This window comes from Okeanomitos corallinicola TIOX110 (assembly GCF_038050375.1).
GTDB lineage: Bacteria > Cyanobacteriota > Cyanobacteriia > Cyanobacteriales > Nostocaceae > Okeanomitos > Okeanomitos corallinicola.
Window position 1 is genome coordinate 1,630,971 of sequence record NZ_CP150886.1, and the last position, 26,371, is coordinate 1,657,341.

Consider the following 26,371-nt stretch of genomic DNA (forward strand, 5'->3'; position numbering starts at 1 on the left):
ATCCCCATATTTTTCGATAGCTGAGATAATTATAATACCTTGTCCATATTTTGTCTATATATAAATTTATAAATCTGTATCTCCAGATGGATAAAACCTAACTTCCTAATTTTTTATAATTTACAACTAAATGGGTTTTTAAGATACAGCAAATCACAGGAATATGCTTGATGAAAGCTTTATTAATCTGGCCGATAATGCCTAATTCTTTCTGGTCTTATCAAGAAACTCTTGATTTAGCTGGATTACGTGCGACAAATCCCCCATTGGGTTTGATCACAGTAGCAGCAATGTTACCAAGTGATTGGGAAATAAGATTGTGCGATCGCAATGTGAGTCTAGAAACTGATGCAGATTGGCAATGGTGCGATCTTGTGATTATATCTGCCATGATTATCCAAAAACAGGATTTTGGTGAATTAATTCAAACAGGTAAAAAGTTAGGTAAAAAAGTTGCCGTTGGTGGACCATTTCCCACATCTGTACCAGAATTTGCTTTAGCAGCAGGAGCAGATTATTTAATTTTAGATGAAGGGGAATGTACAATTCCCATGTTTTTAAATGCTTTGGAAAATCGAGAAGAAAGGGGTATTTTCCGCGCTACAGAAAAACCAGATGTTACCCAAACTCCCATTCCTCGTTTTGATTTACTTAATTTAAATGCCTATTATGCAATCACGGTACAATTTTCTAGAGGTTGTCCTTTTCAATGTGAATTTTGTGATATCATTACTCTTTTTGGTCGCAAACCCCGCACGAAAACACCAGCCCAAATTCTGGCAGAATTAGAAGTATTATATCAAATGGGTTGGCATCGTTATATATTTATAGTTGATGATAATTTTATTGGTAATAAACGTAACGCTAAAGTCTTTTTAAAGGAACTAATTCCTTGGATGAAAAAACGCAATTATCCCTTTAGTTTTATTACAGAAGCTTCTTTAAATTTAGCAGAAGATGATGAATTACTAGAATTGATGGTGGAAGCTGGTTTTGTCACGGTATTTATGGGCATTGAAACCCCTGATATTGCAAGTTTAGCGGGAGTTAACAAAGAACAAAATACCCGCAATTCTTTAATAGCATCCTGTGATAAAATTACCAAATCAGGTTTACAAATTATGTCTGGTTTTATCTTGGGATTTGATGGTGAAAAACCTGGTGCTGGTAAACGCATTCAAGAGTTTGTGGAAGCGACCAGTATTCCCCAAGCGCATCTCAGTTTACTACAAGCATTACCAAATACGGCAATGTGGACTCGTCTGCAAAAAGAAGGACGTTTAATAGATGGTTTAGGTAAATATTTTACTTCTCAAAAATCTTTAATGAATTTTGTTCCCACCCGGCCAATGTCGGAAATTGTTAACGAGTTTATTGAGACTTTTTGGAATTTATATGAACCCTTACCTTATCTGAAACGTACTTTTCATCACTTTCAAAAAATGCAAGGTTGGCGACCTCAATATAATCGTCATTATCGCACTTTAACTACAGCAGAATGGCATTTTGTAATAGCTATTTGTTGGCGACAAGGAATTTTACGTTCTACCCGATTTCATTTTTGGTGGCAATTACTAATCATAGGATTGAGTAAACCTAATTTATTGTATGATTATTTAATTACCTTGGGTATAGGTGAGCATTTCTTTACTTTGCGTCAAGAGGTGAAAGCGGAACTAGAAGCAGAATTGGTAGTATTAAAGCAACAAGAACAACAGAATCAAGAAAATGCCAGTTTACAGTTAGAGACAGTGAATTAATTTTAACCAAAATGAATCACTAAGCCGGGGAAACTTTCATAAATAAGATAGGATTGTTATATTAGCTTTAATCAACCAAGCCATAACATCTCTACTCAAAAATGCCCCAGGTTTTAGAACAGTCAATTAAAATTAACGCTCCTGCCACTTTAGTGGAACAATGTTTAACAGATTTAACTTTAATGCACCAATGGTTAAACCCTGTTCTCCGTTGTGAACCTGTGGGAAAAGTATGGAGTACGGAAATAGGTAGTCGCAGTCGGTTTATGATTCAAATTCCTATAATTCAACCTACTTTAAACACCGTAGTGATCGAAAGACAACCAGGTTTAGTAGTCTGGGGTTTTAAAGGCTTTTTCCAAGGTAGTGATCGCTGGGAATGTCAACCACTACCCAAAGGTACACTTTTAGTTAACCGCTTTGAGTTTAAAATTCCTAACCCCGTTGTCAGTTGGGGTTTTAATACCTTCGCTGCATCTTGGACAAAAGCAGATATGAAAGCACAACTCAAAAGATTTAAACGAGTCGCAGAAGAATTAGCTTGTTTACCAAAGTATGTGGAATAGCTGTTCAGTCAAAACTGTCACCTGTCACCAGCTTTGCAAATTCTAAAGCTTCCTCCATAGTGTTAATTTTACCTTCAGCTTGAGCGATCGCAATCTCACTTAAAATTTTACCCACCAATGGGGAAGCGGGAATATTTAAGGATAAAATCACATCCTTACCACTTACCAACGGTGTAGGATGCGCTACCAAATCATTAGGTTTTAAATAACGGTTGATCAAAGGTTCATAAACCTGTAAAGTATCATTCTTAACTTTAAGTATATCATCTGCTAAGGCAAAAACAAGAGTAGCACTAAACACACTACCCACATCCTGAAAGAAAAAATACTGTTCTCGTAAAGACAGATGATCAGCTTTTTGCAATTGGGGAAACAACCGCAAAATCGTAGTTACACCGCGAATTTCCGCCCGACTATAGGTAATTTCCAAAAGTTCTGTTTCCGCTATTTCTGGGTTTTTGTGAACTAAACAAGCTAATTTAGCAATACCTAACCAGGAGGTTTTGATAGTATCACGGACTGGTCTTTCTAGTTCTTCACCCAACTGAGGAAAGTTCTGTTTAATGACCTCAACAGCTTGATCAACTACTTTGAGTATCTGCAAGTTTTCACTGACTACATGAGTAAAAAAAGTAGCTAATAATCCATCTTCTCCAGCATTAATTAACCATTGCGTACCTTGTTTAATGTCTAATAAATAACCAATTTCTACCCGTATTCTTTCGTAAGCAACTTTACTGATATCTGCGGCTAAAGTACGAATAGTGGCTTGGGTAGTGGGTTCAATGGTAAAATTTAATTGGGCAGCTTGACGATAAGCACGCATTAACCGTAAAGGATCATCTTGGAGATTTTGCGGTGATATCATTCGTAAAATACCAGTTTTGATATCTGCACAACCTTGGAGGGGATCTATAATTTCTTGGGTGTGGGGATTGTAGGCGATCGCATTGATGGTAAAATCTCTTCTGTGTAAGTCTGTAAATAAACTCTCCCCTTCCTGTTGAGCAAAATCAGCTGTAGCATGAGGGAATACTACACGAGCAATGTTTCGTTCTGCATCTAGTAACACAAACCCAGCTTGATAATGTTTGGCGATCGCCCGCGCCACTTTCACCGCATGATCTGGGATAATAAAATCTAAATCTAAATATTCTCGACTTCTACCTAAAATTGCATCCCGTACCGCACCACCCACCATATAAGCTGGTTTTGGTAAAAGTTCTAAGCTAAACGGCCAATTTTGGGGATGTAAACGATCAACAATTGAATTATTCATTTTAGGTAATTTAGCATTCAGCATTTAGCTTTTTATTCTTCAATTATTAACATTGTCATAAAAATCAATCTACCAATTAATGCTTAACATTTTTTCCTAAGCTAGATTAATATAAAGGTTCTAGGAGTTGGTTCTATTATGTGTATTTGCGTGAATTGCCACTATGTAGACCGTTGTGTAACCTACAATGCTGTAGAAGCACAGCATCAACAACCTCATTTAACGGAAACTCCCGATTTTGACCCCAATGAACCCTCAATTAATGTTAATATTCGCACAAATGATGACATTATTGAAATGGAATGGGATGTTGTTGGTTGTCTGAGTTTTAAATCAGAAATGGGTAAATGGTCTAAGTTACGTCCTGGTGAGTTAGTACCTACTTGAATTTGAGATTTTAGATTTAAGATTTTTTGTAGAGATGTTTTCTAGAATGTCTCTACTTTATAATGGTTAAATTGGTGATGAGTTATGAAGGAACGAACCACAGAGGCACAGAGGACACGGAGGAAGAGGTTTTGGGAAGATTTTATATTATGATTATATATCAATAGTTTTTTTAATTAGTTATTTTGGTTAATCATCTAGTGTCTATTAGTTCTGATAAATACGCTTTAGCGTTACATACTACTACACCGGAATTAGGTTTAGTTATTAGTAATTTTGCGGGTGATAAACGCACCCATGTTTGGAATTTGGGAAGGGAGTTATCTAGTTTAATTCATCAATATCTGATTGATTTAATTAAACCCCAAAGTTGGCAAGATTTGGAATTTATCGCCGTTGCTAAGGGTCCCGGTGGGTTTACGGGAACTCGGATCGGTGTTGTCACTGCTAGGACTTTGGGACAACAGTTAGAAATTCCGGTTTTTGCTGTTTCTACTTTAGCTGCTTTTGCTTGGCAACACAAGGATAATTTTAATCAAAAAGAATCAATTATTGCAGTAGAAATGCCAGCACAACGAGGTCAAGTTTTTGGGGCAATTTATCAAGTTAATGCTGATAATTCTAGTATTAATGCTTTATTAGAAGATACTGTCTTTACTCCTGAAAAATGGCAGGAAGTTTTAGAAAATTGGCAGACGGAATATCATTTAATTTCTGCAAAATCTGATTTAGCTGTTACTGTTAGTAGTATTTTAGAATTAGCTTATTTAGATTATCAACAAGGTAAAAAACCTCATTGGGCTGATGCTTTACCTTATTATGGACAGCATCCTGTTGATATTTAGGAATAACATTCAAAAGTCAAGGGTGAGTGCCATGACTGTAGAGGATTTTAGTATATGTTAAAATCTTTTCAGAACCAGAAACAGAAATATAAACCAGATGAAAATCAAAGCAATTATTTATCCTGCTGAAGAAGGTGGTTATTGGGCTGAAGTACCTGCTCTACCTGGATTTATAACAGAAGGAGATACAATGGAGGAATTAATTAATAATCTTCAAGACGCTATACAAGGTTGGCTAGAAGTAGCTAATGAAATCCAAACACCTGATCCTATATCACAGGTGATAGAAATTGCAGTATGAAATCCATTTCAGGAAAAAATCTCTGTAAAATTGTTGAGAAAAAAGCCTGATGAAAGTAAAATTATACCTATTCTTGTACATCGGAATCAAGATTTAAAGCTTGGTACTTTAAAATCAATTATGAAAATAGCTGAATTACTAGAAGATGATTTATAATTAGGGTTTATTTTTGAGTTTATGGAAGTGTGATCGCACAAATGCTCCCTATGAATCACATTTGTGTTGAGATATGGAAAATGCGATCGCCTTTTTATTGAGATGTAGAAAGTGCGATCGCTTTTGGGGATGATGGAATGCTGATCCAGCAACCGTTATAAGTTCTTGAAATTCTGACTTATGACTCCTCGATTTCCTCTAATTTAGAATGTCTTTCTATTGCTAATTGAATTAATTGATCTACTAATTCTGTAAAGGAAATTCCTGTCTTTTCCCACAGTTGTGGATACATACTTGTAGATGTAAAACCTGGAAAGGTGTTAATTTCATTAATTAAAATTTCTCCCGTAGCTTCAACATAGAAAAAGTCTACTCTTGATAAACCAGCACCATCTACAGCTAAAAATGCTTTTACTGCTAGTTCTTGAATTTTGGGGACAATATTTTTTGGTAAAGATGCAGGAATAAATAAATCTGCTTTACCTTGAGTATATTTGGTTTCATAATCGTAAAAATCACTATTAAAGGTAATTTCACCAATTACAGAAGCTTTGGGATTATCATTACCTAAAACCGCACATTCTACTTCTCTAGCTACTACCCCCGCTTCTACTATTATGCGTCTATCATAACTAGCTGCATTATCTAAAGCTGCTTCTAATTCTTGACGCGATCGCACTTTCGCAATTCCTACCGATGAACCTAAATTAGCAGGTTTGACAAAACAAGGATAACCTAAACTTGCTTCGATTTCATCACACAATTTCGGAAATATACAAGGGTTTGACCAAATTTGATCTCTGGTTATAGCTTTGTATTTTACTTGGGGTATTCCCGCTTGTGCAAATGCGGTTTTCATGGCAATTTTATCCATTCCCACCGCTGAACCTAACACCCCAGAACCCACAAAGGGAACTTGCATCAAAGTTAATAAACCTTGAATTGTTCCATCTTCCCCATTTGGTCCGTGGAGAACCGGAAACCACAGATCAATGTCTGCTGCTTGGGGGGGAAATTGCCATAAATTAGCAGTTTGAGAATCATTTTCTGTGGGTTTACCTGATGTTAAAACCTGTTGTGCTGTTTCTCCAGCTTGCCAAACCCCATTTTTTTGGATGTAAAAAGGTGTAACTTCGTATTTTTGACTATTTTCACCTGAACTTAAAGCATTAGCGATCGCCTTTGCAGAAATTATTGATACTTCATGTTCTCCCGAACGTCCACCAAATAACAAACCCACCCGCAACTTAGACATAGTTTGTACCTCTACACTATCTAAAGCAGATAGCGTACCACAGGGAAGGTAAATTCAGATCCCCAACTTCTTTTATTTTGTCTAGGGTAAGATCCCCGACTTCTTTTTTTATCTTGCCAATAAATAATTAATTCTTGTCAAAAGTAGGGGGTCTAAATAGAGTTTTGAATTGAATCATGCTATAATAAATAACTGACTTAAAAATGAGGTGATTTGTATGGTAACTCTAGCACCTACTGAAACTAAAAATATCATTCTCAACAATCTTTCTTGGCATACATTTGAAAGTATTTTAGAAGAAACAGGTAGTAATCGTCATCATCGTTTCACTTATGATCAGGGAAAACTAGAAATCATGACTCCTTTAATGCCTCATGAACATAATAAAAGATTACTAGAGAAACTAATTGATACTTTAGTAGAAGAATTAAATCTGAATGTTAAAAGCACAGGTTCATTAACTTGTAAACGGGAAGATTTAGCTAAGGGTGTAGAACCTGATTCTAGTTTCTATATTCAAAATGAACCAATTATGAGAAACAAACAAAATTTAGATTTAACTCAAGATCCTCCCCCAGATTTAGTCATAGAAGTTGATTATAGTAGTGCTTCCATTGATAAATTACCAATTTATTTAGCATTAGGTGTTCCCGAAGTTTGGCGTTATGATTCTCCTATCATGCAAATTTATCATTTATCTGATGGTAAATATGAGATTTGTAATAGTTCTCCCACCTTTGCAAATTTACCTTTAAATACAGAGATTCCCAAGTTTTTAGCTGCCAGTTTAGAAATAGGTGAAGTGGCGATGATTCGTAGTTTTAGGAGTTGGATAAAAAAGCAGATGATATAGTAGAATCTGATTTTACTGATTATTTATCTAACTTAGAAGATTATGAACAACGTTTGGCCAGTGGTGAAATTAAGTGGTAGATATTAATGGGATAAAATTAACCAAGGAGAAAAATGAGTTATCGAAATATCATTACAATTGAACCTGATAAACGTGGTGGTAAACCCTGTATTAGAAGAATGAGAATTACAGTATATGATGTTTTAGGTTGGTTAGCTGCGGGAATGTCTCATGCAGAAATTTTAGATGATTTCCCAGAGTTAACAGAGGAAGATATTAAAGCTTGTTTAGAATTTGCCGCTGATAGAGAACATCACTAACTCATACAATCATAATAGAATTATGCTGAGTATTTACAGTATGGCAATTGATTCGACATTAGGAATTGCTCGTCATTATTATTTGAGTGCAGATGGCAACTTTAATAATTCTGTAGGTTGGGGTTCTGCTGGAGTTGAATGGAATGGAACTGTAGAACTCACGGAAGAAGAATTAAAGCGTGTTCATGAATATACAGATTTATTTGGTGAATATAATATACATTCCAATAACTGCGAAATGTTCGCTTGGTATGTAAAAACTGGTAAAAGATTTTCTGGACAAACACAAGAAATTAGAGTCACAAAATTTGGCGCAGCCTTAGTACAATTAGTTCAACCAGTACATACTGTTCGTAGTATTAAATATCTAGAAATTGAAAAGTCAATAGTCAACCATCTAGAAGATAATGTAAAGGAAATTAGACAGAAAAAACTAATTGAACAACAAGCAGAAAGAGATGATTTTTGGGCTAGACGAGATGCAGAAAGAAAATAAAAAGATAATCAATAATTGTAGGTTGGGTTAAGTGAAGCGCAACCCAACAGCAAAGGACTGGTTAATGTTGGGTTTCCTTACGTCAAACAAACCTACTGTACTCTTGATAGTGACGATACAATTTAAGCAATAACCCACACCTTCCCCTTTCCGCGACTCTGCATAATCAAAAATCACTCCACCGCATCAAACCAAATCGGCGTAGAATCATCAACTTTACCATTATAATTAACAGTAATTTCCTGACCTTGTAAAATATACTTATGGGCAATAATTTCTATAACCTGTTCATCAAACTTTTTTCTATAAAAAGCATTCGGACGATAGGAATGATTAAAAAGAGAAGCAAATCCTAAAGCTATAGCACAACTTTCTCCATGCCAATCAAAATAATAATTACATAATACAGTTTTACCAATTAACTTAACTTGTTGTTTAGGAATAACAATCACAGGAGAAATTTCAATTATTTCACCTTGATCAAAATCTTGATCAGCAAAAATACCTCTACCTTTAATTTCTGTATCACGAACTACTAACATAAATCAATTCTGTCTAATTAGGGCAAGATTTTTTTCTGTAACTAATCAGGCCAAACGCAGAGAAAATAAATGTTTTTGTGCATGATTTATCATCACTCTATTTACTATAACAATTCTCAAAAATTCCTGGAAATAAGTAATCTGACTTGTTTAATAAATTAGCTATCTAAGTTAAGCAGTTTATGTTATTATAAATATCCCATGCTAACAATCATTGGTTGTGGAAATCTCAATCGTAATGACGACGCTGTAGGGGTAATTATTGCCCAACGTTTACAGCAATATCTCGCTCAAAATCCTCACCCCCAAGTCCGCATTTTTGATTGTGGTACTGCGGGAATGGAGGTGATGTTTCAAGCCAAAGGAAGTGAAAAATTAATTATTTTGGATGCCAGTTGCACAGATTCAGAACCAGGTGCTATATTTAAAGTCCCAGGGAAAGAATTGGAAGCTCTACCAGAACCTAGTTATAACTTGCATGATTTCCGTTGGGATCATGCCTTAGCAGCAGGGAAAAAAATCTTTTTAGATGATTTTCCCCAAGATGTAACTGTCTATTTAATTGAGGCTGCAAGTCTTGATTTTGGACTAGATTTAAGTCCCGCTGTTCAACATTCTGCGGAGTTAGTTTTGGCAGAACTAATCTCCATTATAAGTCAGAATTTGATAGCTTGATGAGGCTTAATTAATCATCCAAAATCCAAAATCCAAAATCCAAAATTAAACTATGCCCAGTCACGGTAAACTGATAGTTCATCTACCCTCATTTCAAATGGTACAGCATTAGCATCAGGGGGGCAAACGCGAATTTTTGCACTGCTAACAATACCATAAATAATACTAGCCATTGGTACGATTTTTTGCAAAAGTTTCCAATTGCTAACTTGATCTGGGCATTCAATTACTAAAGTTAAAACACTGGATTCTGTAGTCATGTACCAACGACAATGAGACAGTAAATTTTGAATTATGCGATCGCATCCTTCATAAAAATACCGACTAATAGAATATTCTAATTGTTGCCGCAGAATAATATCTGCTGATGTTGCTTGCATAGGGCGCTTATCATCAGCATTGAATCCTGATTCTCTTCTATTCATTTCCGTTGATTTTCCTATTTTATTTACCAATTGCCATTACGTAAAGGACATCCTTATTGGTTCGTAGAAATTCTTGGGCTTCATCATCATAAAAAGCACCAATACCACTACAATCTATTCCCCAATAATTACTAAATAAATACACTCTTTGTCCGATAAAACCAGCCAATTGCAGAGCAGTTTGATAATTCTTATAATCGGACACAAAAAACAAAGTTACAGCGCAGTCTTTAGCCAGCGCCTGATTAATACATAAGTAACCTGTTTTTTCTGGAAATTCACCCGATTGAATGAGATTCCTACCATTATATATACCGGGTATTATACCTTCAACACGATGCACCACTGCATAAATTTCTATTTCCTCAATATTTTCCGTGGGGATTGGTTTATGAATATTTTCCCAAATACGCCAATAGATTTCTTGAGAAATAGATTGTTTTTGAAAACGTCGAATAGAACGCCTATTCCAAACGTTCTCTAAAAACCGTTGTCGGTGAAAATTAAATTGAGGATGATCTAACTTTTGCTGGTGACTAGGTTGCATTGACGTGGCTTTATAGGCATCTTCAACGAATTGATTTACTTGGAAGTAGTCAGTCCCACAGACAAAAGGAATTGATAACCTTAAACGTCTGACTGGTTTTGCTTGCACCTCTCCCGAAATCACACAACTACTAATAAACTCCTTATTCTCAAATCCTAAATCAGCATTGAGAGAGAGTTTATCAAAGTCAAAGATTAATTTGATGTTTTTTTCGTGAAGATATGCTGAAGCTGCAATCGAACCCAAATGGTGTCCGCTATCTAAAAAGCAATATCTAATGCTCCTGTCTTGATATTTCCAGCTAGACCTATGATAAACAGAACTAACTAAAAAAATGAATCCATTGATACGGTTATTGGGTAAAATATAACTCTCCAATCCGTCATCGCCTAATTCATAAATTAAAGTTAGACAATTATTCTCAATTTCTAGATGATAGATGCCATTAATAAATCCGTCAACATCACGAATCTGAATATAAACTTCCGTTGGATATAACGCCCCCGCAGAGGGATTTACCCGTAGTTGATAGGGGACATTTTTATAAATCTTCTCAAAAGTAATAGTGCTTGTTAACTTGATAAAAGCATGAGTGGAATTATTGCTATTTAATTGCAATCGCCGATAAAATTGAGGATAAACTTTAAAAGCACGAGGTTGAGTAGACGCATCCACATAATTTGGATTCATCTGCACCGATAAGTAAGAATGCTTGGTTGCTTCGTGAACTAATTTTCCAGAAAGTTTACTGTGTGGCATTTTTCAGTAACCGTAAAACTTCTATATTGCTGGTAAATTCAATTGCTTTATGGTCATCCAATTTTTTTCAATTTATGTTAGGATGATGTGGTAATAGCAATTTCACTACCTCTGTTTTTCGAGCCGATGCACCATAAATCAGGACAGTTGTACTGTTATCATTTTGGTTATTAATATCTATGTTTGTTACTAATAATAAATTGATTAGATCATAGCGATCGCTAAAACCACCAAACTACAATGCTGTATCACCGTTGTCACCGCGTTGATTTAAATCTTCTGGATCTAGCCTTTTGCTATGATCCATCGTCTATTTTCTAGACTTAATTGCGCTGGATTTGTTGGACTCATAATTATTGATTATTGCTAGTCAAATAACGGATTACGGAGGTATTTACAAGTCAAAAGTAAAAAATCAAAATGATTGATTGAGTAATAAAAAACGGAATCGTGAGTAATGCCCACCATATTTAAAAGTTATTTTTCTGAAAAATCAGCAGTGGCTAAGAACTAGAATACCGATTATTTGTGTAATTAATTCTGTAGAGGTACTTATGAGTAACAACGTCCAATTTCTAATTGTTGGTGTCAATCATCACTATAAGGAGAATCGTCAACTAGGAGCAGCAGAGCGCGATGCTCAAGCCATCTTTAATATATTTAAACAGTTTGGACTAATCCAAAATGGAAACTATCAGCTATTGAAAGGTAAACAAGTTACGCCCAACGAAGTCAATAAAGCATTAGATCACATTGGAAACCTAACACAAAACGAAAACGATATTGATCTTCTCTTTATCTATTGGGCAGGTCATGGTGAAAAGCTTCATGGCGGAGGAATGGGTCTATTAACTTATGAATCTAAAAGTGGAAATGATCCTAATACAGAAATGGTTAAGTTAGAGACATTAGTTGGTAGCTTTTCTCGATTCCAAGGATTTAAAAACTATGTATTAATTTTGGATACTTGTTACTCTGGAGAAGCCAATGAGATTTATAACAAACTAAAACCTTCCAATCTTAGGCAAGAAACTAGATATGAAGTGTTAGCAGCTTGTGAAAGAACAGAAACAGCTAAAGAAGATTATCAAAGACATGGTTGGCTTACAGAAATTGTGTTAAATGAACTTAAAGCAATTTTTGAGAAGAGAGTCCAACATTTTTGTTTATCAGATATACTTGCTCAATCACCAAATAGACTTAAAAATGAAAAGGATCAAACGGCTAGATATACTGTTGAAGTAAATGGAGGAAGACCGATAATACTTGATATTATTCCTCCTAGAGCAACAAACAAACTAATCACCGAAAATACAGTCGATTTTCTCGAAACAGCCCTGGGTTATACAACACAAGGTTTCTGCAAATATTTAAAAGACAATGTTGTTCAGAATGTTGAATTGATATATTTTCTGGGATTTGATGTTTGGGATGGTTGCTTAGTCTATGATGGTCTAATTAACGGGAGTATCGAAGCGCAACTACTCGAATTTATTCGACAAAAATTTCTAGATCGAGATCGATTAAGAAGCAGATACGAAGAAAAATTAGCAGAAAATGACTCAACATTAGGAATTGCAGGACAGTGCTTAAAAAATGCTAGAGATGCTTTTGAAGAAAATCTAATTAAACTAATAGAATATTTTAAGAAAAATGATTTTACTCAACAAGGTCGTCAGGATTTCGTAAACGAATTAAAAACACCCACTCTAGAAGGATTACAATATATAGGAAATCTTGATAATTACCCTTCTGAATATGAAAATTATGATTTACTTTTAGGCCTGCAATCTTGTCTTTATATTCCTGTCATAGAACCATTTTTTGATGATTTTGATATCTTAAATTGTAGCAAAGACGAAATTCAACAAAAAGTCGAACAAGCTAAATTAGAATTATCAGAACTAAGATATGGACGAAAACCTTTAGGTGGTGTATTGATTGCAGCTAATCGTAAGTCGAATGGTATAAAACCACTAAACAACGACACATCTCTCCCAAAAGATGATTCATTGATTACACAACAAATACGAGGGGAACTTGATGGATCTCAAACAAATAATTGGAGAAAATACAAGAATTTTCGTAGCTACTTAAAAGGTATTAATGCTGTTTATAGAGAAAAGTCAGTTAAAAAAATTAGTTTACGTCAAGGGTTACATCCTAGTTTAGTTAAAAGGAGTATTAAAAATATAAAAGAAGCAATTCAACTCTCAACTAATCCAGAAAGTTTGTCTCAAGAAAAACTTGGTCTATTTATTGATAAACTTGCACAGAAAGTTGAAACAGACAGACTAGAACATGAAAAACCTTTAAGTTTTGCTGATAGTCTAAATAATGGTGTGACTCATTTTCGGCTAAACAAGCAAGAATTACAAAAGATACAAGTCAATGTCAATAAACCTGAGTCCATAGAAATCATTAAAATTTATGTACTTGCTATATTGTGGCGAGATTTGCGAATCGAACAAGAAGTTTATGAGTCTACTGATCCTCAAATTGAGCAGTATCTTAACAATAAGATAATAGAAATACTTCAACCTCAAGAAGTACAAGATTTTGATAATCAACTAACTCTCGAAAGTTATATAGCTAAACCAATTCTAAATTCAGCAGCAGATCAGTTAACTTATTTAGAGCCAGATGATTATCCAGAACGTGAAGAAGTGTCGAAAAAAATACTGCTTCTTATTAACAATCTCCTTGACGATTTAAGAGAAGTAAAAAAACACCCATCTGAACTTGTCTATCAATATCTTCAGCAATTAGCTCCTATTAAAAAATATGTTGATAGTGTTGCTAATTTAGAAGGGATTTTTGGGAATAGCATCAATCAAAGAATTTTTTGCGATCTTTCTCATGGTTTATCAGTATGGCTTCTTGGACTTTGGATATTAGAAAGCCAAATTTCTACAGAAAATGAGATGATAACAATTAAGAAACAAATTGTTAAGGTTATAGAATCATATTTTCATCAGCTTCCTAAACCATATAACTATACATTTAGAAGAGATATAGTAACAAAACCATTTGATGAGCTTAGAGAGGATTTTATTACAGTTTTTTGGGGTATAATTGCAGCAAGTCACGACATTGCCGTTCCTGTGCAACGTTTTAAAAATAGCTGCGAGCAGTTCTTTGGTCAATTTTTTGGTCAAGAAACTATTGCTCAATTAAAACAAAATTTGCAGTTCAATATTATTGATGTTTTAGATCATCCACGGTTTCCAATTTATAAAAATGCTATTACAAGTCTTTATTCAATTAATCCAGACCAATCAAAAATCATACAAAGAGATTGGTTAGAATGTGTTTTTTATCGTGCTGTCAGCAAAAATATTGAACATTCAACAGTTAGTTCGTTAATCCTTATTCATGAATTAGAGCCTTACAGTGACTACTGTCATAAACCTGCTATGTGGAAGATTGTGAAGACATATTTAAACGATTTGTCCAACATTGCAGAAAATGAACAACGAAGGGAATATGGTTTATTTTTACCTGCTTATTTAGCTCATGCTGTAGCCTTTAGTGATTTGCCTAAGTTACAAAAATTATGGGAAGAAATGCAGAATGATTGGCAATATAATGAACATCTTTATTTTGAACAAACTGCCAATAAATTTAAGATATCTTTTGAAGAATATCCTCTAAGTTATTTATTAGGACTTCTAGAAACAATTTTAGAACCAAGTGATGAATCTAATCGCTTAGATGAAAGAATTATTCAAATTGCTAAGAGTAAAAATAGTGGGAATAATGATAATTATGAAGATTTTTTTGATTATCACAGCCACTTCTATATCAATAATGTTGCAATAAATCAAAGAAATGATAAACAGTTTCTCTCTTTATCTTTAAAGTTATGGGAGAATAATATGAAACAAGAATCTCAAAAAATGTCTGTAGAAAACATCTTTAATCTTTTCAGACGGTATAAGGAAGCATTAGTAAACATTAATAATGATTCGTCTAATAATCATCAAAACCAGTGGAGTGTATATTCCCAACAAGAATATGATAAAAAGTATGAAACCGACCGAAATAAATATACGAAAAGTTCCCATATATATCATAAGGAATTTGATGACACTGATCAGGTTATATCTTTATCCCCTCGTGCTTATAAGGTATTAGAGATGATTTGTCGTCTTCATGACTTTTTCCAAAACTTTCAGAATCCTCAATGGAAAGTCATGATTGAATTTGATAATGTTATTCATGTAAACAGAAACCCACCAACTAATCTCATTTTTCCCGACGATTTACCCGATGATTTGATTTAATTGATGATTTTCCTGTCCCCATGATTTTGATATAACGTTAAAAGTTATTTATTATAGAAAACAATTCTGTCAACGATCATTAACTATGTCAGTTCACAAATCTCCATCAGACGGTCTAATGGATACCTCAGAAGCAAAGGAAATCTTTCAAACTCAAACAACGGAAAGCATACCTTGGGAGCCAATATACCATTCTATTGAAACAGAACGTCTCTGGCCAAGTGACCCAACCATTAGTAACTTCAATCTAGAACATTGGCCAGAAGAAGGAATTAAAACGATTTTAGACGCAGGGTGTGGTGATGGAAAAAATCTAGCTTGGTTAATAGAGCAAGGTTTTTTTGGCCTTGGGGTAGATGCTTCCACCACTGCTTTACATCGCTGCCAAAACTACTTAAATGCTAAGGGACTTAAAAGTCGCTATTTACTTTTATCTGCTCAACAACTTGAATCATTACCTTTTTTAGATGGTGAATTGCCAGCCGCCATCTGTATTGATGTATTAGGCCATACACAAAACCCTAGCAGTATCTTAGTTGAATTATCTCGTGTCTTACAATCAGGAGGATTGCTCTATCTCAGCCTTTTTCATCCTGATGATAGTTGTCGTTTAGGACTAAGAATACGCCCTGGAGAGAACCCTGGAGATTACTGGTACACCCCTTCTGTCCCTAGTCAATCTGCACCAGACCTAGAATATTACTACCACTTTTACACGGAAAATGAAGTCCGTCAGCTTTTTCAGGATTTACCAGTGACGTTACTGGAGCTAAAACGCCAAGCGTGGAATGAACCTCCTCATGAAAAGTACCGTGAGGAGGAACATACTCACGTTAGTTGGTTTGCACTATTAAAGAGGATATAATCTTGATTTCTTTTGAAACTGTCACCTGTCACCAATAGCTATATCTGTGTTTTTCGGCACAACCAGTCGTGAACAATTCAACTGGAAATAATAGCACGAAGACTCTGTAAAGTAGTTTCATCACTATCAAAATCACCATGATGCCCGGAATTTGAATTTAAGCCAGGATTTGCTGTTGTTGTTGGCGATAAAACAAGTCGATTGCTATCTTGAGTCAGAAACGACCTAATAGCTCTCAATTTCCTATCGTCATCTCCATAGTTTTCAAAAGCATTATGCTCACCAGAAGATTGTCTATTCAAATGAAATTCTAGTCCAGCTATAGGTTTATCCGCAGTATCTTCTAAAACACCTGAAATAAAATATAAAAGTGAGCGCGTATAGATTCCTGGAACTAAAGAGTCTCTTATTTCTAATCCATCACCCATGGTAAACATACGGAAATTTTGATAAAGATTGGTTTTAGTAACAATATTTTCATAAAACAAATCACTGGTACAAGCTGGAGCCATAAATAGAACATTACGAATTTTGAGGTCAGAATATCGCTCATTAATCGCATTAATTAAATGACAAATACAAATCGTTCCAGCGCTATGACCAACTAAATCAATAATTAGTTCTGGTCTTTGTTGCTTTAATGAAACTAACTTTTCAAGAAAGTAAGTACCGACATAACTATCTCCATTGATTTCTCCTTGATTTGGTTGCCACATTCCCTTAGCCTTATTTTTCATCTGATCCCAGATAAACTTACCAAAGTAGTTTGCATAAATAGTGCGAAGGGTTTCTTCTACTACGGTAGGATAATAACCGTGATCTCTCTTTTGCCAATAGCGTTTGATGACATTAAAAGCGACTGTAGCGAGTATTCTGAGAGTTATAAAACCCCCTCGTCTTTGTTCAAGCTCAGTCTCTCGCTCCTCAATACCTGCCAATTCTGGAGGTGATAAGTCTTCAAACGTATAATTATGAAGTAAGTCAGTAAATTGCTGATCTTGATCGAGATCGCGTTGTAATTCTTCTAAAAGTTGAGTGTATATATTCTTGAGGTCAGGTTGATTTAATTGTCCTGCCCCTTGACGAGCTACTTCATCAAACTGCTGAAATGGATTTTCTTGTTGAAGTTCTCTCTCTATCTCTTCTACAGTCATTGCTTGACCTGCTCCTCTATGTCCACCTCCCTTTATATCTGCACTGAGATGGTTAGATGAACGAAAGCTTACATACTTTTCTACTTTTTTGAATAGCCCAGAATTATAAATTGCATTCAGTTTCTGTTGGAGAATTTCCTTAAAACCAGTTTTCCAAACAAATGCTACAGGGTAAGCCTCTTCTTGGAAAAGGTTCGTCATTCTCTCAGCAGTTTCTCGACCATTCTGTTCATTAACTAATCCTCCGTGAAAGTAGAGAACTATTTTTTGAGGTCTTGTTGCGGACAGATGCTCGAACAAACTATCAATATCCCTTGGTTGAGTATGCTGTTCCCCTGTCTCTCTGAAAGTTCCGTTCAGTCCAATATTGACAATGTTCATCTGGCTTAAATCACTCATCATTTAATAGATATCTCCGAAAACTATAAAAGGCTTAAAGTTTCTAAAGCATTCAATTACTTCCTTAACTATAAGTAATTCTCGTATTTCTGGACGTAACCCAAATTACAACTGAAACGCAGCAGTTAAAGCCACGGCCAACCCATCCGCCGCATCATCAGGCTTAGGAATTTCATCTAAATCCAACTCCCGCATGACTGCTTCCTGAACTTCTAATTTATCCGCCTTCCCATAACTTGTTAAAGCTTGTTTAATTTGAGGAGGAGCAAATTCTACATAGGGGAGTTTGCACTGTCCTAAGACTAACATCAAAACACCCCTAGCCTGTGCCACAACAATAGTATTTGCCATCCGATAAAAGAATAACTTTTCAATCGCTACTAAATCTGGTTTAAACTCATCCATTAACGTATGTAAATCATCAAACAAAGTAGATAAACGTTGACTCATTTCCATATCAGCAGAAGTACGAATCACCCCAAAATCTATAGGCTTGATGATTGTCTCTGAAGACTTAGCTGGATTTTGTGACCATGTAATTACACCAAATCCCACAGTAGCTAATCCTGGGTCTAATCCTAAAATTCGCTTTTCCATAACATAAAAACATAAAAAAATCATCAACTCGATTTCCTGCCCCCTACCTCCTCTGCTACGCTTATAAGGAAATAGACTGAAAACTCTTGAGGTTAAGTTTTGTAGATTGGCGGAAAAACTTAACCTTCCTTCATACACTTTGGGTGCTTTGCAGTTCGTTAATAATAAACATTTTCAAAATTTGAATAGTAATATTATATTGTAAATCTGTGCGCCCATATATAACTATTTTTTTATTACCACTGATAACTGATAACTGATAACTAATAACTGATTAAATATTGGGACTGACTTTGGACAAAATGCTCTACAATCCTCAGCCATGCAAATTTGCCAAAATCCCAATTGTTCTAATCCATTCAACCCTGACTACAGTAAATTTTGCATCGTTTGTGGACATGATAAATTTGGTGAAACTCTCAGAAACCGTTACCGTGTTTTGCGGTTAATAGGTGAAGGAGGATTTAGCAAAACCTACGCCGCAGAAGATGTAGATAGACTCAACGCACCTTGCGTAATTAAACAGTTTTTCCCCCAAGTTCAGGGAACAGGACAACGTGCAAAAGCAGCAGAATTTTTCAAAGAAGAAGCGTTTAGATTATATGAACTTGGTGAAAATCACTCACAAATTCCCCGCTTATTAGCTTATTTTGAACAAGGTTCAAGTTTGTATTTAGTTCAAGAATTTATTATTGGTAAAACTCTCCGCCAAGAAGTTCAAGAACAGGCCTATAATGAGGCAGAAATTCATCAACTTTTACTAGACTTATTACCAGTTCTAGAATTTGTACATCAGAAAAACGTCATTCATCGAGATATCAAACCAGAAAATATTATCCGTCGTTATGCAGATAAAAAACCTGTATTAATTGACTTTGGGGGTGCAAAACAAGTTACCCATACAAGTATAGCAAGACAAGCAACAGCAATTTATACTTTAGGTTATGCACCTACAGAACAAATGGCAGGTTTTGCTTGTCATGGGAGTGACTTATATGCTTTAGGTGTAACTTGTGTGCGGTTATTAACTCAAGACTTACCGCTACAAGATACCTATGGACTAAAAGATCCACTTTATGATCCCATGAATGCACAATGGTTATGGAAAGAAAGATTAACCACTAAAGGAATTGAAATTAGTGATAAATTAAAGATAATTTTAGATAAATTACTACAACATTTCCCCGGTGATAGATATCAGACAGCGACGGAAGTTTTAAATGATTTAAAAAGTGATTTTCCAGGAGAAATATCACCACCAGTAACTTTGAAAATTACTCCTATCATTGAAACACCACCAGCAGAAAAACTAGAAAAAATTATTGTTCCTAACTTACCATTAGAAACTTTTGATTTTGATGTTCTCAACTTAGACAGAGCAGGGAGACAGGTTAACCGTGATAGAGCTAGTAACCAATTATTTCGAGAAGAATTAAATAAATATCTCAGTTTAGAAATGGTATCAATTCCTGGGGGAACTTTTATCATGGGTTCTCCAGAAAGTGAGGGTAATGCTGATGAACATCCTCAACACCAAGTTAATATTGCACCGTTTTTCATGGGGAAATATCCCATTACTCAAGCACAATGGAAAGCAGTCGCATTATTACCAAAAGTTACTCAATCTTTAGAATTAAGTCCGGCAAAATTTAAAGGTGCAAGTTTACCCATAGAAAATGTGTCTTGGTATGAAGCGGTAGAATTTTGTTTACGGTTATCAATGAAAACTGGGAGAAATTATCGTTTACCCAGTGAAGCAGAATGGGAATATGCTTGTCGTGCAGGAACTACTACAGCTTTTCATTTTGGGGAAAAAATAACTGAAGATTTAATTAATTGTAGTGGTGGTGATTTTTATGTTGTTCCACCTAGAAGTAGTTTCCGTAAAGAAATCACAAAAGTAGGGAGTTTTAAAGTAGCGAATAATTTTGGGTTGTATGATATGCACGGATTAGTTTGGGAATGGTGCGCTGACCCCTGGCATAATAATTATTATGGCGCTCCGACTGACGGAAATATTTGGGATGATGATGGTGATATTTATCGTCGAGTTTTGCGTGGTGGTGCTTGGAATTTCAATGCGGAACTTTGTCGCAGTGCTAGTCGCAGTTGGAATGAAGCAGAAGGTGGGTTAAGGATGTCTGGGTTTCGGGTGGTGTTTTCTGTGGATGGTTGAATTTTATTTCTTATTTTTTCTAGGTTATTGAACCTACAAACTTAGTATAATAAGATTTAAAGTTATACCTGATTGTCACGAAGTATGCTGTATATTTAAAGATAGTGTAGTACTGATAGGAAAATTCTTCGAGTTATAATTATACGAGTACCTGATAAATTTCTAGAAGATCCGTATTTTTATATACGGTCAATAGTATTCTGCAAAATTTATCATGTAATACATTTGTGCTTTTTATATACCTAAGAGAAAATTCTGATGAAGTTATCCGTTAATCTAGCATTATTTTTTGGTAGTTCTGCTGCTATCTTAGCTGCTACATTGTCTCCCATTTCTGCTCAAATCATGCCCTTATTTGTCGGTAGTGCTGCTATTGGTGTCGCGACGACTTCAAACTCTCCAGTACAAGCAATCGCTAGTGTTTACAACATTACCACTAGTGCAGGTTTTTTGAAATCAATTGCTAGTGGTAATCAAGACAGTCACAGTTTTACTATAAAGACATCAAGTGGGGATTGTAGTAAGTAGTTTGGTGACTTGGTTTAAGGGAGAGGGTCTTCAGGTAGGGGTTTAGCACTGCTAAACCTTTACACTTTCATACTATTAGCTCAATTTTGAGAACAATGATAGTGATAGACAAAGTAGTTAGGACATCAATTGATTATGAAACTCTCATGATAAGAGGGTTTTACTCCTTATTCCTAATATGATGACTTAAAAATATTTATCTAAATTTTGTCAAGAAAACAACGATTACCACAGAGACAACTGCATATATATTTTATTGAATATCAATTTAATCTCCATACTAAACCCTGAGATTTTAGGTTGGTGTTGTTGGGTTTCCTTACGTCAACCCAACCTACTTTTAAACCAAAGTTAAATCAGGATATTCTGCAAACAAATCATCAGACGTTAAAGTATCACCTTCCGCTTGGGGAGTCCATAAAACTTCAATTGCTAACAGTTGTTCACCAGGAAGACTACCCATTTGTCGCAATGCTTGACGTAAATCTTCGGTATTATTAATTTTGGGAATTTCCCATTTACCCAAGGTTGCAGCTAAGAGGGTGACAATAATATATTCCCCTGGGCCTTCACTAATTAAACGGGTTGGGTTATCCGCATCACCAGGTAATTCTTTAGCCTGAGCAGATTTTAACTGATTGTTGATGTTAGAAAGAGTTTCTTCGCTAAACTTGCTGCGTTCTGCTAATGATAAACGGTTGAATTGAGATTCAGCAGCATTTAATTTTGCTTGTTGTGTACCACCACCAGCATAAACCCAATATTCGGGATGACGCAGTAAAGCTAAACTCGCTTCTTGTAAGATTTCCGCTTTTCCTGCTGGGGTATTGGTGTCTGCTTTTTCTGCAATGTTGTTCAGTTCGGTTTGTAAATCTCTAGCTTGTGCTAATAAACCAACCTGTAAACGAGTGACGGATACTGTGGGGTTACTGCTATAAGCTACTTCTTCCCCTCCTTCACTGGTAACACGTCGAAAAGTTTGAACTAAGAAATTAGCGATCGCAAAAAAGATTAAAATACCAAATAAACCGCCAAAACCACCGCCAAAACCCCACAAGGGAAGTAAGAACGGAAACCCAAACCCACCACCGGGATAGTAACCACCACCTCCACGGGGTGCAGTGCGTGGTGCATAGGTACGACTAGATGGCATTCTAAATGAACCACCGCCGATTCTACCACCACTACGTGCAGCTAAAGCACCATCAGCATGACTTAAAGCCAGAACCAGTACCAAACTAAAAACAAAAGAAATTTTTAGTAGGGGCTTGAAGATTCTTTGTAATTTTTTTAGCATAAGCAATCTACCAAAATCAGTATTTTTAAGATTTATTTCCTATTGCTAGGAGTTTGACCATTGAGAAGAAAATAGCTATGAGCAAACTGTTCAGGAATTGCCCGCCATATATTCAATCTAACGCCTATTATCTCGATTTGGTATTAAACAGAGTGGGGATTCCTGGCATTGATAACCGTACCGCGAATCATCTTTGCATTACCAAAACTTTGGAATCTATTAATTATTACCTGAATGTAAGTATTTCATACTGATAAGTAATAAATTTAACTAAGATAGGAGTATAAACCCATCAAATATCTGTGAAATTATTTTTCCGGATAGACAACTTATATTTAGCACATAGTGATAAGAGGGATTTAACTAATCAGTGATTTTTTAATTACCGCTCAAATAATAATTGTTAAAGATTATCTACGAATTACCATAAACTATTAATTAGAACTATGGAAAAATCACTCTCTGGGTAGAACATTTATAAAATAACTACCGAGTATTCAGATATAATCTGGCATTTTGGCATGGAATTTAGCAGATTTTCAGCTAGTATATTAATATCAGCTAGATTGAGTAATTTATCCATCACTCTCTCAGAAACTTATGGAAAATTCGGCAGTGAATTCTAGCTTTATTTGATCATGTTAACATTTCTTTCTCCGGAATAAATTGGCATTAAAATCATTTTTTAACTAGATATGACCAATTTTTAATTAAGTTGGAATATTGAATCTTCAAGAAGATTTGTCTTTAGACAAGCTTGATATAAACCATTTCAAATTTCCATCTCTGATTAGGAGATACTTTTATAGATTGATAAGGAAACTTAAAACCTGATAATAGCTTGATTTCAAAATTGTGACTTTGAAATTATGACCTTGAAAGTCTGAACTTGAATTATAGCAACGGCCAAAGTCACTTCAGTAAGTATTTTGTCATTAAATCAGCAGAATTGAAGATAAAAATCCCAAAATTAGTTTAAGGATTGGCAGTTTATTTATCAACCTGAACCATGGAAAATATTTCACAACTGGGAACACAGATTAGGGAGAAAACTGCTTACCCAGACATCCTCATTATCTCCCGGATCTTTCAACCTCAAGGTTCTGTAATTGGAGAATATGTATATAATCGTTGTTTACAAGATCCAGAGCGGGTAATTGTACTTGCTTCTGGTTGTAATAGAGATAAATTATTTGATCAGTCTCAACAGTTTCCCGTATATAGGTGGTTGAGTTTTTATAGGTTTAGGAATGTACTTGGTAGTAACTTATTAGGTAAGTTATTTAAAACTTGCTTACAATCTTTTGTCAGGTTATTTGATATTATTTTCTCCTTAATACTAGCTATAAAACTATATTTTCGTTATCATTACCGCTACATAGAATGGTGTCATGGCTACGATTTTATAGCCTTATTATTACTCAGTTATATCTTACCAATTCGCTTTTTCATCTACCTCCATGGTAAGGACTTAGTAGATATTGCTCAAACTCCATTATGGCGATCGCTATTTAAACTTACCCTGAAAAGAGCAGAAGGAATAGTGTGTCAAAATTCCCATGTTAGAGACACTTTAAGAAAGACCTTTCGTTTAGATACTCCGACTCATGTAATTAACCCAGTTGTCAGAACTGAAAAATTTGCTCATCCCAGCAGTCCCAGTCATTTAGAGGATTTACGTCTTCGTTTACGTCAAAGTTACAGCATTCCCAAAACATCTATTGTTATTCTTTCTGTCGGTAAATTATCTCAAAATACAGGTTTTGACCTAGTAATAGATAATATTCCTTTATTATTAACAATTGGTGTAGATGTTCATTACATAATTTGTGGACAGGGTTCTTTTGAAGCAGAACTAAAATCTCAATCTCACCGTTTACGAGTAGATAAAAGAGTACATTTTGCTGGTTATGTACCCGAAAGAGAATTAGCAAGTTATTATGCAGCCTGTGACATTTTCGCACTATTGGCTTTAGAAGAAGACAAAGCTAAACGTTTAGAAAATTTAGAAATGTTTCACTTAGATGCAGAATACTTTGGTAAACCGATCATCGCCTCTTGCTTAGGGAGTATTTTAGATGCAGTTCACCATGAAGAAAACGGCCTCTTAGTAAATCCCAACTCCGGTTATGAAGTCTTGCAAGCATTTAAAAAATTATGTCAAGATCAACCACTACGGGAAAAACTAGGTCGTCAAGGACAAGAACTAGCTAAACGCAAAACCTATCACCGTTGGTTATACAATCCTGACACCCGTTATTCTTGTATCTTAAATTTAGTTATTGGTCATTAGTCATAACTGAATAATTGATAATTGATAACTGATTATCCACCACCGACGATGGTAACAACTTCTAGGCGATCGCCATCTTTAATTTCCGTTTCTGTCCAAAATTGACGGTGTAAAATTTCGCCATTGTACTCTACAGCAACTAACCGAGGATTAAAACCCAACTGTTGCAGTAATTCTGGTAAAGGCATTTGAGATCCACAACTGCGTGTTTCTCCATTCACTTGTAAACTAATTTGATTCATAATTAATTGGTCATTGGTCATTGGTCATTGGGTATTAGTCAGTGGTCTTTGATTTATTTACCACCCCCTATTTTCTTACTGTCACCGTGGCGTAGCACCTGTCACCTATCTCTTACTTACGATAAAGTTGAGAAATAAAGTATTGAGTGACTAAAGTGGGCTGTTCAGCTTGCATAATTGATCGCACGATAGCGACCCTTTGCGCTCCCGCATTGATGACATCATTAATATTACTGGCATCTATCCCCCCAATCGCAAACCAAGGAATAGAACTATTTTTAGCTGCATAGCCTACATAATCTAAACCTGCGGCCGCCTTACCTGCTTTTGTCGGTGTTTCATATACAGGGCCAACACCAATATAATCTGCACCTTCAGAAATTGCTCCTTGCATTTCCTGGGAATTTGTAGTCGAGCGTCCGATTAATTTTTGCGGACCTAATAAATGACGAGCTACAGCAATCGGCATATCTTGTTGTCCCAGATGTACACCATCAGCATCTACAGCCAAAGCCAAATCTACCCTATCGTTGATAATAAACAAAGCACCGTAGTCATGGCATAACTGCCGGAGTTTTCTAGCACGTTCTAGACGAATCAGATCATCAGCAGTTTTTTCGCGGTACTGCAACAAAGTTAAACCACCCTTGAGAGCAGCTTCTACAACCTCAAACAAATTATCGGCCGGAGAAGTCACTAAATACAAATGTGATCGCCAAAGTAACTGATGACGATGAAAACCCATCAAAGTGCTTTCCAGGCTATAAACCTGATAACGCATTTGCTTAAACACCTTCCCCATATTGGCATCATCAAGTTTGCCATACTCCTCCAAAACCCGCAAAGCCTCTTGCACACGGCAAAAATTCGCCTGTAACAAAGAAGTCATCGAGCTACGTTCTTCCTCCTGGGGATGACTTAAAGCAGTACCAGGATCACCCGGTGTATCTCTTGCAGCCCGAATTTGTGCTGTATGCCATTTACTAACCTCTTGACGTAAATGCTTACAAGTTTCAGCTAACGTGGCATCATTTAAACCAAAACGACACCATTCTTCAATAATTCGCAACCCCTCACGGGCGCGATCCAAATTTGCGTCTAAAATACGATAAACCACTTGTTGTACTTGTTGTTTTTGGCTGTGGGCTGCGACCATTAACATAACCCCACTTGTCGTTTCACAGAAACTTTCCGCCTATTACAGAATATGTACATCATTAAAATCATTAAAATCATTAAATATTTACTAAATACACTGTATGAAAAATAGCCAATTGCTGAAATTATAAGAATATGATCGGCATGACTGGTTAAGCGTTGAATATTATTGTGTGTTTTTCAGGAGTCGTATCAAAGTTATGTTTCCTC

25 protein-coding genes are annotated in these 26,371 nt (G+C 35.5%); 14 read left to right on the top strand and 11 right to left on the bottom strand.

The window, feature by feature from the left end; genetic code table 11:
- Positions 1-170 precede the first annotated feature (170 nt).
- Both WJM97_RS07085 and WJM97_RS07090 read left to right on the top strand, forming a co-directional pair.
- Positions 171-1,760 (top strand): B12-binding domain-containing radical SAM protein, encoded by a 1,590-nt coding sequence (locus tag WJM97_RS07085; protein ID WP_353932338.1) that lies wholly within the window; start codon positions 171-173, stop codon positions 1,758-1,760.
- 101 nt (positions 1,761-1,861) lie between these two features.
- Positions 1,862-2,326 (top strand): SRPBCC family protein, encoded by a 465-nt coding sequence (locus tag WJM97_RS07090; protein WP_353932339.1) that lies wholly within the window; start codon positions 1,862-1,864, stop codon positions 2,324-2,326.
- A 4-nt stretch (positions 2,327-2,330) separates the two neighbouring features.
- Here WJM97_RS07090 and WJM97_RS07095 read toward each other — a convergent pair whose 3' ends face one another.
- Positions 2,331-3,605, bottom strand: coding sequence for a CCA tRNA nucleotidyltransferase (locus WJM97_RS07095; protein ID WP_353932340.1), 1,275 nt, complete (start codon positions 3,603-3,605; stop codon positions 2,331-2,333).
- A 138-nt stretch (positions 3,606-3,743) separates the two neighbouring features.
- Here WJM97_RS07095 and WJM97_RS07100 point away from each other — a divergent pair, with 138 nt between their 5' ends.
- From WJM97_RS07100 to WJM97_RS07110, 3 genes are all read left to right on the top strand, one after another.
- Positions 3,744-3,992 carry a Ycf34 family protein gene (locus WJM97_RS07100; RefSeq protein ID WP_353932341.1) on the top strand — a complete coding sequence of 83 codons (249 nt, stop codon included), beginning with the start codon at positions 3,744-3,746 and terminating at the stop codon, positions 3,990-3,992.
- 200 nt (positions 3,993-4,192) lie between these two features.
- Positions 4,193-4,837 (top strand): tRNA (adenosine(37)-N6)-threonylcarbamoyltransferase complex dimerization subunit type 1 TsaB, encoded by a 645-nt coding sequence (gene tsaB, locus WJM97_RS07105; RefSeq protein ID WP_353932342.1) that lies wholly within the window; start codon positions 4,193-4,195, stop codon positions 4,835-4,837.
- Between the two features lie 97 nt (positions 4,838-4,934).
- Positions 4,935-5,138, top strand: coding sequence for a type II toxin-antitoxin system HicB family antitoxin (locus WJM97_RS07110; protein WP_353932343.1), 204 nt, complete (start codon positions 4,935-4,937; stop codon positions 5,136-5,138).
- 334 nt (positions 5,139-5,472) lie between these two features.
- On the opposite strand, the gene WJM97_RS07115 is transcribed toward WJM97_RS07110, so the two are convergent.
- Complete coding sequence (locus WJM97_RS07115) at positions 5,473-6,549, bottom strand: D-alanine--D-alanine ligase family protein (RefSeq protein WP_353932344.1); 1,077 nt, start codon at positions 6,547-6,549, stop codon at positions 5,473-5,475.
- A gap of 217 nt (positions 6,550-6,766) precedes the next feature.
- Between WJM97_RS07115 and WJM97_RS07120 the strand changes: the two genes are divergently transcribed.
- From WJM97_RS07120 to WJM97_RS07130, 3 genes are all read left to right on the top strand, one after another.
- The gene (locus tag WJM97_RS07120) at positions 6,767-7,402 is read left to right on the top strand and encodes a Uma2 family endonuclease (RefSeq protein WP_353932345.1); all 636 of its coding nucleotides are present in this window, start codon (positions 6,767-6,769) and stop codon (positions 7,400-7,402) included.
- A 113-nt stretch (positions 7,403-7,515) separates the two neighbouring features.
- Positions 7,516-7,722, top strand: coding sequence for a DUF433 domain-containing protein (locus WJM97_RS07125; protein WP_353932346.1), 207 nt, complete (start codon positions 7,516-7,518; stop codon positions 7,720-7,722).
- Between the two features lie 22 nt (positions 7,723-7,744).
- Positions 7,745-8,218 (top strand): NC domain-containing protein, encoded by a 474-nt coding sequence (locus WJM97_RS07130; protein ID WP_353932347.1) that lies wholly within the window; start codon positions 7,745-7,747, stop codon positions 8,216-8,218.
- Between the two features lie 173 nt (positions 8,219-8,391).
- Here the strand turns inward: WJM97_RS07130 and WJM97_RS07135 are convergent, their stop codons facing one another.
- Complete coding sequence (locus tag WJM97_RS07135) at positions 8,392-8,760, bottom strand: SET domain-containing protein (protein WP_353932348.1); 369 nt, start codon at positions 8,758-8,760, stop codon at positions 8,392-8,394.
- A gap of 201 nt (positions 8,761-8,961) precedes the next feature.
- Here WJM97_RS07135 and WJM97_RS07140 point away from each other — a divergent pair, with 201 nt between their 5' ends.
- Entirely contained in the window at positions 8,962-9,435 is a 474-nt protein-coding gene (locus WJM97_RS07140; RefSeq protein WP_353932349.1) for a hydrogenase maturation protease, read from the top strand.
- A gap of 50 nt (positions 9,436-9,485) precedes the next feature.
- On the opposite strand, the gene WJM97_RS07145 is transcribed toward WJM97_RS07140, so the two are convergent.
- The 3 genes from WJM97_RS07145 to WJM97_RS07155 form a co-directional block, all read right to left on the bottom strand.
- Complete coding sequence (locus WJM97_RS07145) at positions 9,486-9,860, bottom strand: hypothetical protein (protein ID WP_353932350.1); 375 nt, start codon at positions 9,858-9,860, stop codon at positions 9,486-9,488.
- 19 nt (positions 9,861-9,879) lie between these two features.
- Positions 9,880-11,166: a SagB/ThcOx family dehydrogenase gene (locus WJM97_RS07150; RefSeq protein ID WP_353932351.1), complete on the bottom strand. Its 1,287-nt coding sequence runs from the start codon at positions 11,164-11,166 to the stop codon at positions 9,880-9,882.
- A gap of 67 nt (positions 11,167-11,233) precedes the next feature.
- Positions 11,234-11,371: an ankyrin repeat domain-containing protein gene (locus tag WJM97_RS07155; RefSeq protein WP_353933123.1), complete on the bottom strand. Its 138-nt coding sequence runs from the start codon at positions 11,369-11,371 to the stop codon at positions 11,234-11,236.
- A 349-nt stretch (positions 11,372-11,720) separates the two neighbouring features.
- Here WJM97_RS07155 and WJM97_RS07160 point away from each other — a divergent pair, with 349 nt between their 5' ends.
- Both WJM97_RS07160 and WJM97_RS07165 read left to right on the top strand, forming a co-directional pair.
- Positions 11,721-15,452: a caspase family protein gene (locus WJM97_RS07160; RefSeq protein ID WP_353932352.1), complete on the top strand. Its 3,732-nt coding sequence runs from the start codon at positions 11,721-11,723 to the stop codon at positions 15,450-15,452.
- Positions 15,453-15,537: 85 nt separating this feature from the next.
- Positions 15,538-16,317 carry a class I SAM-dependent methyltransferase gene (locus tag WJM97_RS07165; RefSeq protein WP_353932353.1) on the top strand — a complete coding sequence of 260 codons (780 nt, stop codon included), beginning with the start codon at positions 15,538-15,540 and terminating at the stop codon, positions 16,315-16,317.
- 77 nt (positions 16,318-16,394) lie between these two features.
- Here WJM97_RS07165 and WJM97_RS07170 read toward each other — a convergent pair whose 3' ends face one another.
- Together WJM97_RS07170 and ruvC are read right to left on the bottom strand one after the other, a co-directional pair.
- Positions 16,395-17,873 carry a hypothetical protein gene (locus WJM97_RS07170; RefSeq protein ID WP_353932354.1) on the bottom strand — a complete coding sequence of 493 codons (1,479 nt, stop codon included), beginning with the start codon at positions 17,871-17,873 and terminating at the stop codon, positions 16,395-16,397.
- 102 nt (positions 17,874-17,975) lie between these two features.
- Positions 17,976-18,467: a crossover junction endodeoxyribonuclease RuvC gene (gene ruvC / locus WJM97_RS07175; RefSeq protein ID WP_353932355.1), complete on the bottom strand. Its 492-nt coding sequence runs from the start codon at positions 18,465-18,467 to the stop codon at positions 17,976-17,978.
- A 322-nt stretch (positions 18,468-18,789) separates the two neighbouring features.
- Here ruvC and WJM97_RS07180 point away from each other — a divergent pair, with 322 nt between their 5' ends.
- Together WJM97_RS07180 and WJM97_RS07185 are read left to right on the top strand one after the other, a co-directional pair.
- Positions 18,790-20,643 (top strand): bifunctional serine/threonine-protein kinase/formylglycine-generating enzyme family protein, encoded by a 1,854-nt coding sequence (locus WJM97_RS07180; RefSeq protein WP_353932356.1) that lies wholly within the window; start codon positions 18,790-18,792, stop codon positions 20,641-20,643.
- A 258-nt stretch (positions 20,644-20,901) separates the two neighbouring features.
- Entirely contained in the window at positions 20,902-21,171 is a 270-nt protein-coding gene (locus WJM97_RS07185) for a hypothetical protein (protein ID WP_353932357.1), read from the top strand.
- Between the two features lie 340 nt (positions 21,172-21,511).
- Here the strand turns inward: WJM97_RS07185 and WJM97_RS07190 are convergent, their stop codons facing one another.
- A complete protein-coding gene (locus WJM97_RS07190) occupies positions 21,512-22,468 on the bottom strand; it encodes a DUF1517 domain-containing protein (RefSeq protein ID WP_353932358.1) in 957 nt (318 codons plus the stop codon).
- 1,009 nt (positions 22,469-23,477) lie between these two features.
- Between WJM97_RS07190 and WJM97_RS07195 the strand changes: the two genes are divergently transcribed.
- Positions 23,478-24,761, top strand: coding sequence for a glycosyltransferase family 4 protein (locus WJM97_RS07195; RefSeq protein WP_353932359.1), 1,284 nt, complete (start codon positions 23,478-23,480; stop codon positions 24,759-24,761).
- Between the two features lie 32 nt (positions 24,762-24,793).
- Here WJM97_RS07195 and thiS read toward each other — a convergent pair whose 3' ends face one another.
- Both thiS and WJM97_RS07205 read right to left on the bottom strand, forming a co-directional pair.
- On the bottom strand, positions 24,794-25,006 hold the full coding sequence (gene thiS, locus WJM97_RS07200; protein WP_353933124.1) for a sulfur carrier protein ThiS: 213 nt from the start codon (positions 25,004-25,006) through the stop codon (positions 24,794-24,796).
- Between the two features lie 109 nt (positions 25,007-25,115).
- Complete coding sequence (locus WJM97_RS07205) at positions 25,116-26,159, bottom strand: thiamine phosphate synthase (protein ID WP_353933125.1); 1,044 nt, start codon at positions 26,157-26,159, stop codon at positions 25,116-25,118.
- Between the last annotated feature and the right edge of the window lie 212 nt (positions 26,160-26,371).

Bases quoted from the DNA above. Each gene is read 5' to 3' on its own strand.
- WJM97_RS07145 (WP_353932350.1), bottom strand. From the start codon at position 9,860: ATGAATAGAAGAGAATCAGGATTCAATGCTGATGATAAGCGCCCTATG.
- WJM97_RS07130 (WP_353932347.1), top strand. From the start codon at position 7,745: ATGCTGAGTATTTACAGTATGGCAATTGATTCGACATTAGGAATTGCT.
- WJM97_RS07100 (WP_353932341.1), top strand. From the start codon at position 3,744: ATGTGTATTTGCGTGAATTGCCACTATGTAGACCGTTGTGTAACCTAC.
- WJM97_RS07115 (WP_353932344.1), bottom strand. From the start codon at position 6,549: ATGTCTAAGTTGCGGGTGGGTTTGTTATTTGGTGGACGTTCGGGAGAA.
- WJM97_RS07095 (WP_353932340.1), bottom strand. From the start codon at position 3,605: ATGAATAATTCAATTGTTGATCGTTTACATCCCCAAAATTGGCCGTTT.
- WJM97_RS07195 (WP_353932359.1), top strand. From the start codon at position 23,478: ATGGAAAATATTTCACAACTGGGAACACAGATTAGGGAGAAAACTGCT.
- WJM97_RS07165 (WP_353932353.1), top strand. From the start codon at position 15,538: ATGTCAGTTCACAAATCTCCATCAGACGGTCTAATGGATACCTCAGAA.
- WJM97_RS07125 (WP_353932346.1), top strand. From the start codon at position 7,516: ATGAGTTATCGAAATATCATTACAATTGAACCTGATAAACGTGGTGGT.
- WJM97_RS07205 (WP_353933125.1), bottom strand. From the start codon at position 26,159: ATGGTCGCAGCCCACAGCCAAAAACAACAAGTACAACAAGTGGTTTAT.
- WJM97_RS07190 (WP_353932358.1), bottom strand. From the start codon at position 22,468: ATGCTAAAAAAATTACAAAGAATCTTCAAGCCCCTACTAAAAATTTCT.
- WJM97_RS07110 (WP_353932343.1), top strand. From the start codon at position 4,935: ATGAAAATCAAAGCAATTATTTATCCTGCTGAAGAAGGTGGTTATTGG.
- WJM97_RS07160 (WP_353932352.1), top strand. From the start codon at position 11,721: ATGAGTAACAACGTCCAATTTCTAATTGTTGGTGTCAATCATCACTAT.
- WJM97_RS07120 (WP_353932345.1), top strand. From the start codon at position 6,767: ATGGTAACTCTAGCACCTACTGAAACTAAAAATATCATTCTCAACAAT.
- ruvC (WP_353932355.1), bottom strand. From the start codon at position 18,467: ATGGAAAAGCGAATTTTAGGATTAGACCCAGGATTAGCTACTGTGGGA.
- WJM97_RS07140 (WP_353932349.1), top strand. From the start codon at position 8,962: ATGCTAACAATCATTGGTTGTGGAAATCTCAATCGTAATGACGACGCT.
- WJM97_RS07170 (WP_353932354.1), bottom strand. From the start codon at position 17,873: ATGATGAGTGATTTAAGCCAGATGAACATTGTCAATATTGGACTGAAC.
- WJM97_RS07085 (WP_353932338.1), top strand. From the start codon at position 171: ATGAAAGCTTTATTAATCTGGCCGATAATGCCTAATTCTTTCTGGTCT.
- WJM97_RS07150 (WP_353932351.1), bottom strand. From the start codon at position 11,166: ATGCCACACAGTAAACTTTCTGGAAAATTAGTTCACGAAGCAACCAAG.
- WJM97_RS07090 (WP_353932339.1), top strand. From the start codon at position 1,862: ATGCCCCAGGTTTTAGAACAGTCAATTAAAATTAACGCTCCTGCCACT.
- WJM97_RS07185 (WP_353932357.1), top strand. From the start codon at position 20,902: ATGAAGTTATCCGTTAATCTAGCATTATTTTTTGGTAGTTCTGCTGCT.
- WJM97_RS07135 (WP_353932348.1), bottom strand. From the start codon at position 8,760: ATGTTAGTAGTTCGTGATACAGAAATTAAAGGTAGAGGTATTTTTGCT.
- WJM97_RS07180 (WP_353932356.1), top strand. From the start codon at position 18,790: ATGCAAATTTGCCAAAATCCCAATTGTTCTAATCCATTCAACCCTGAC.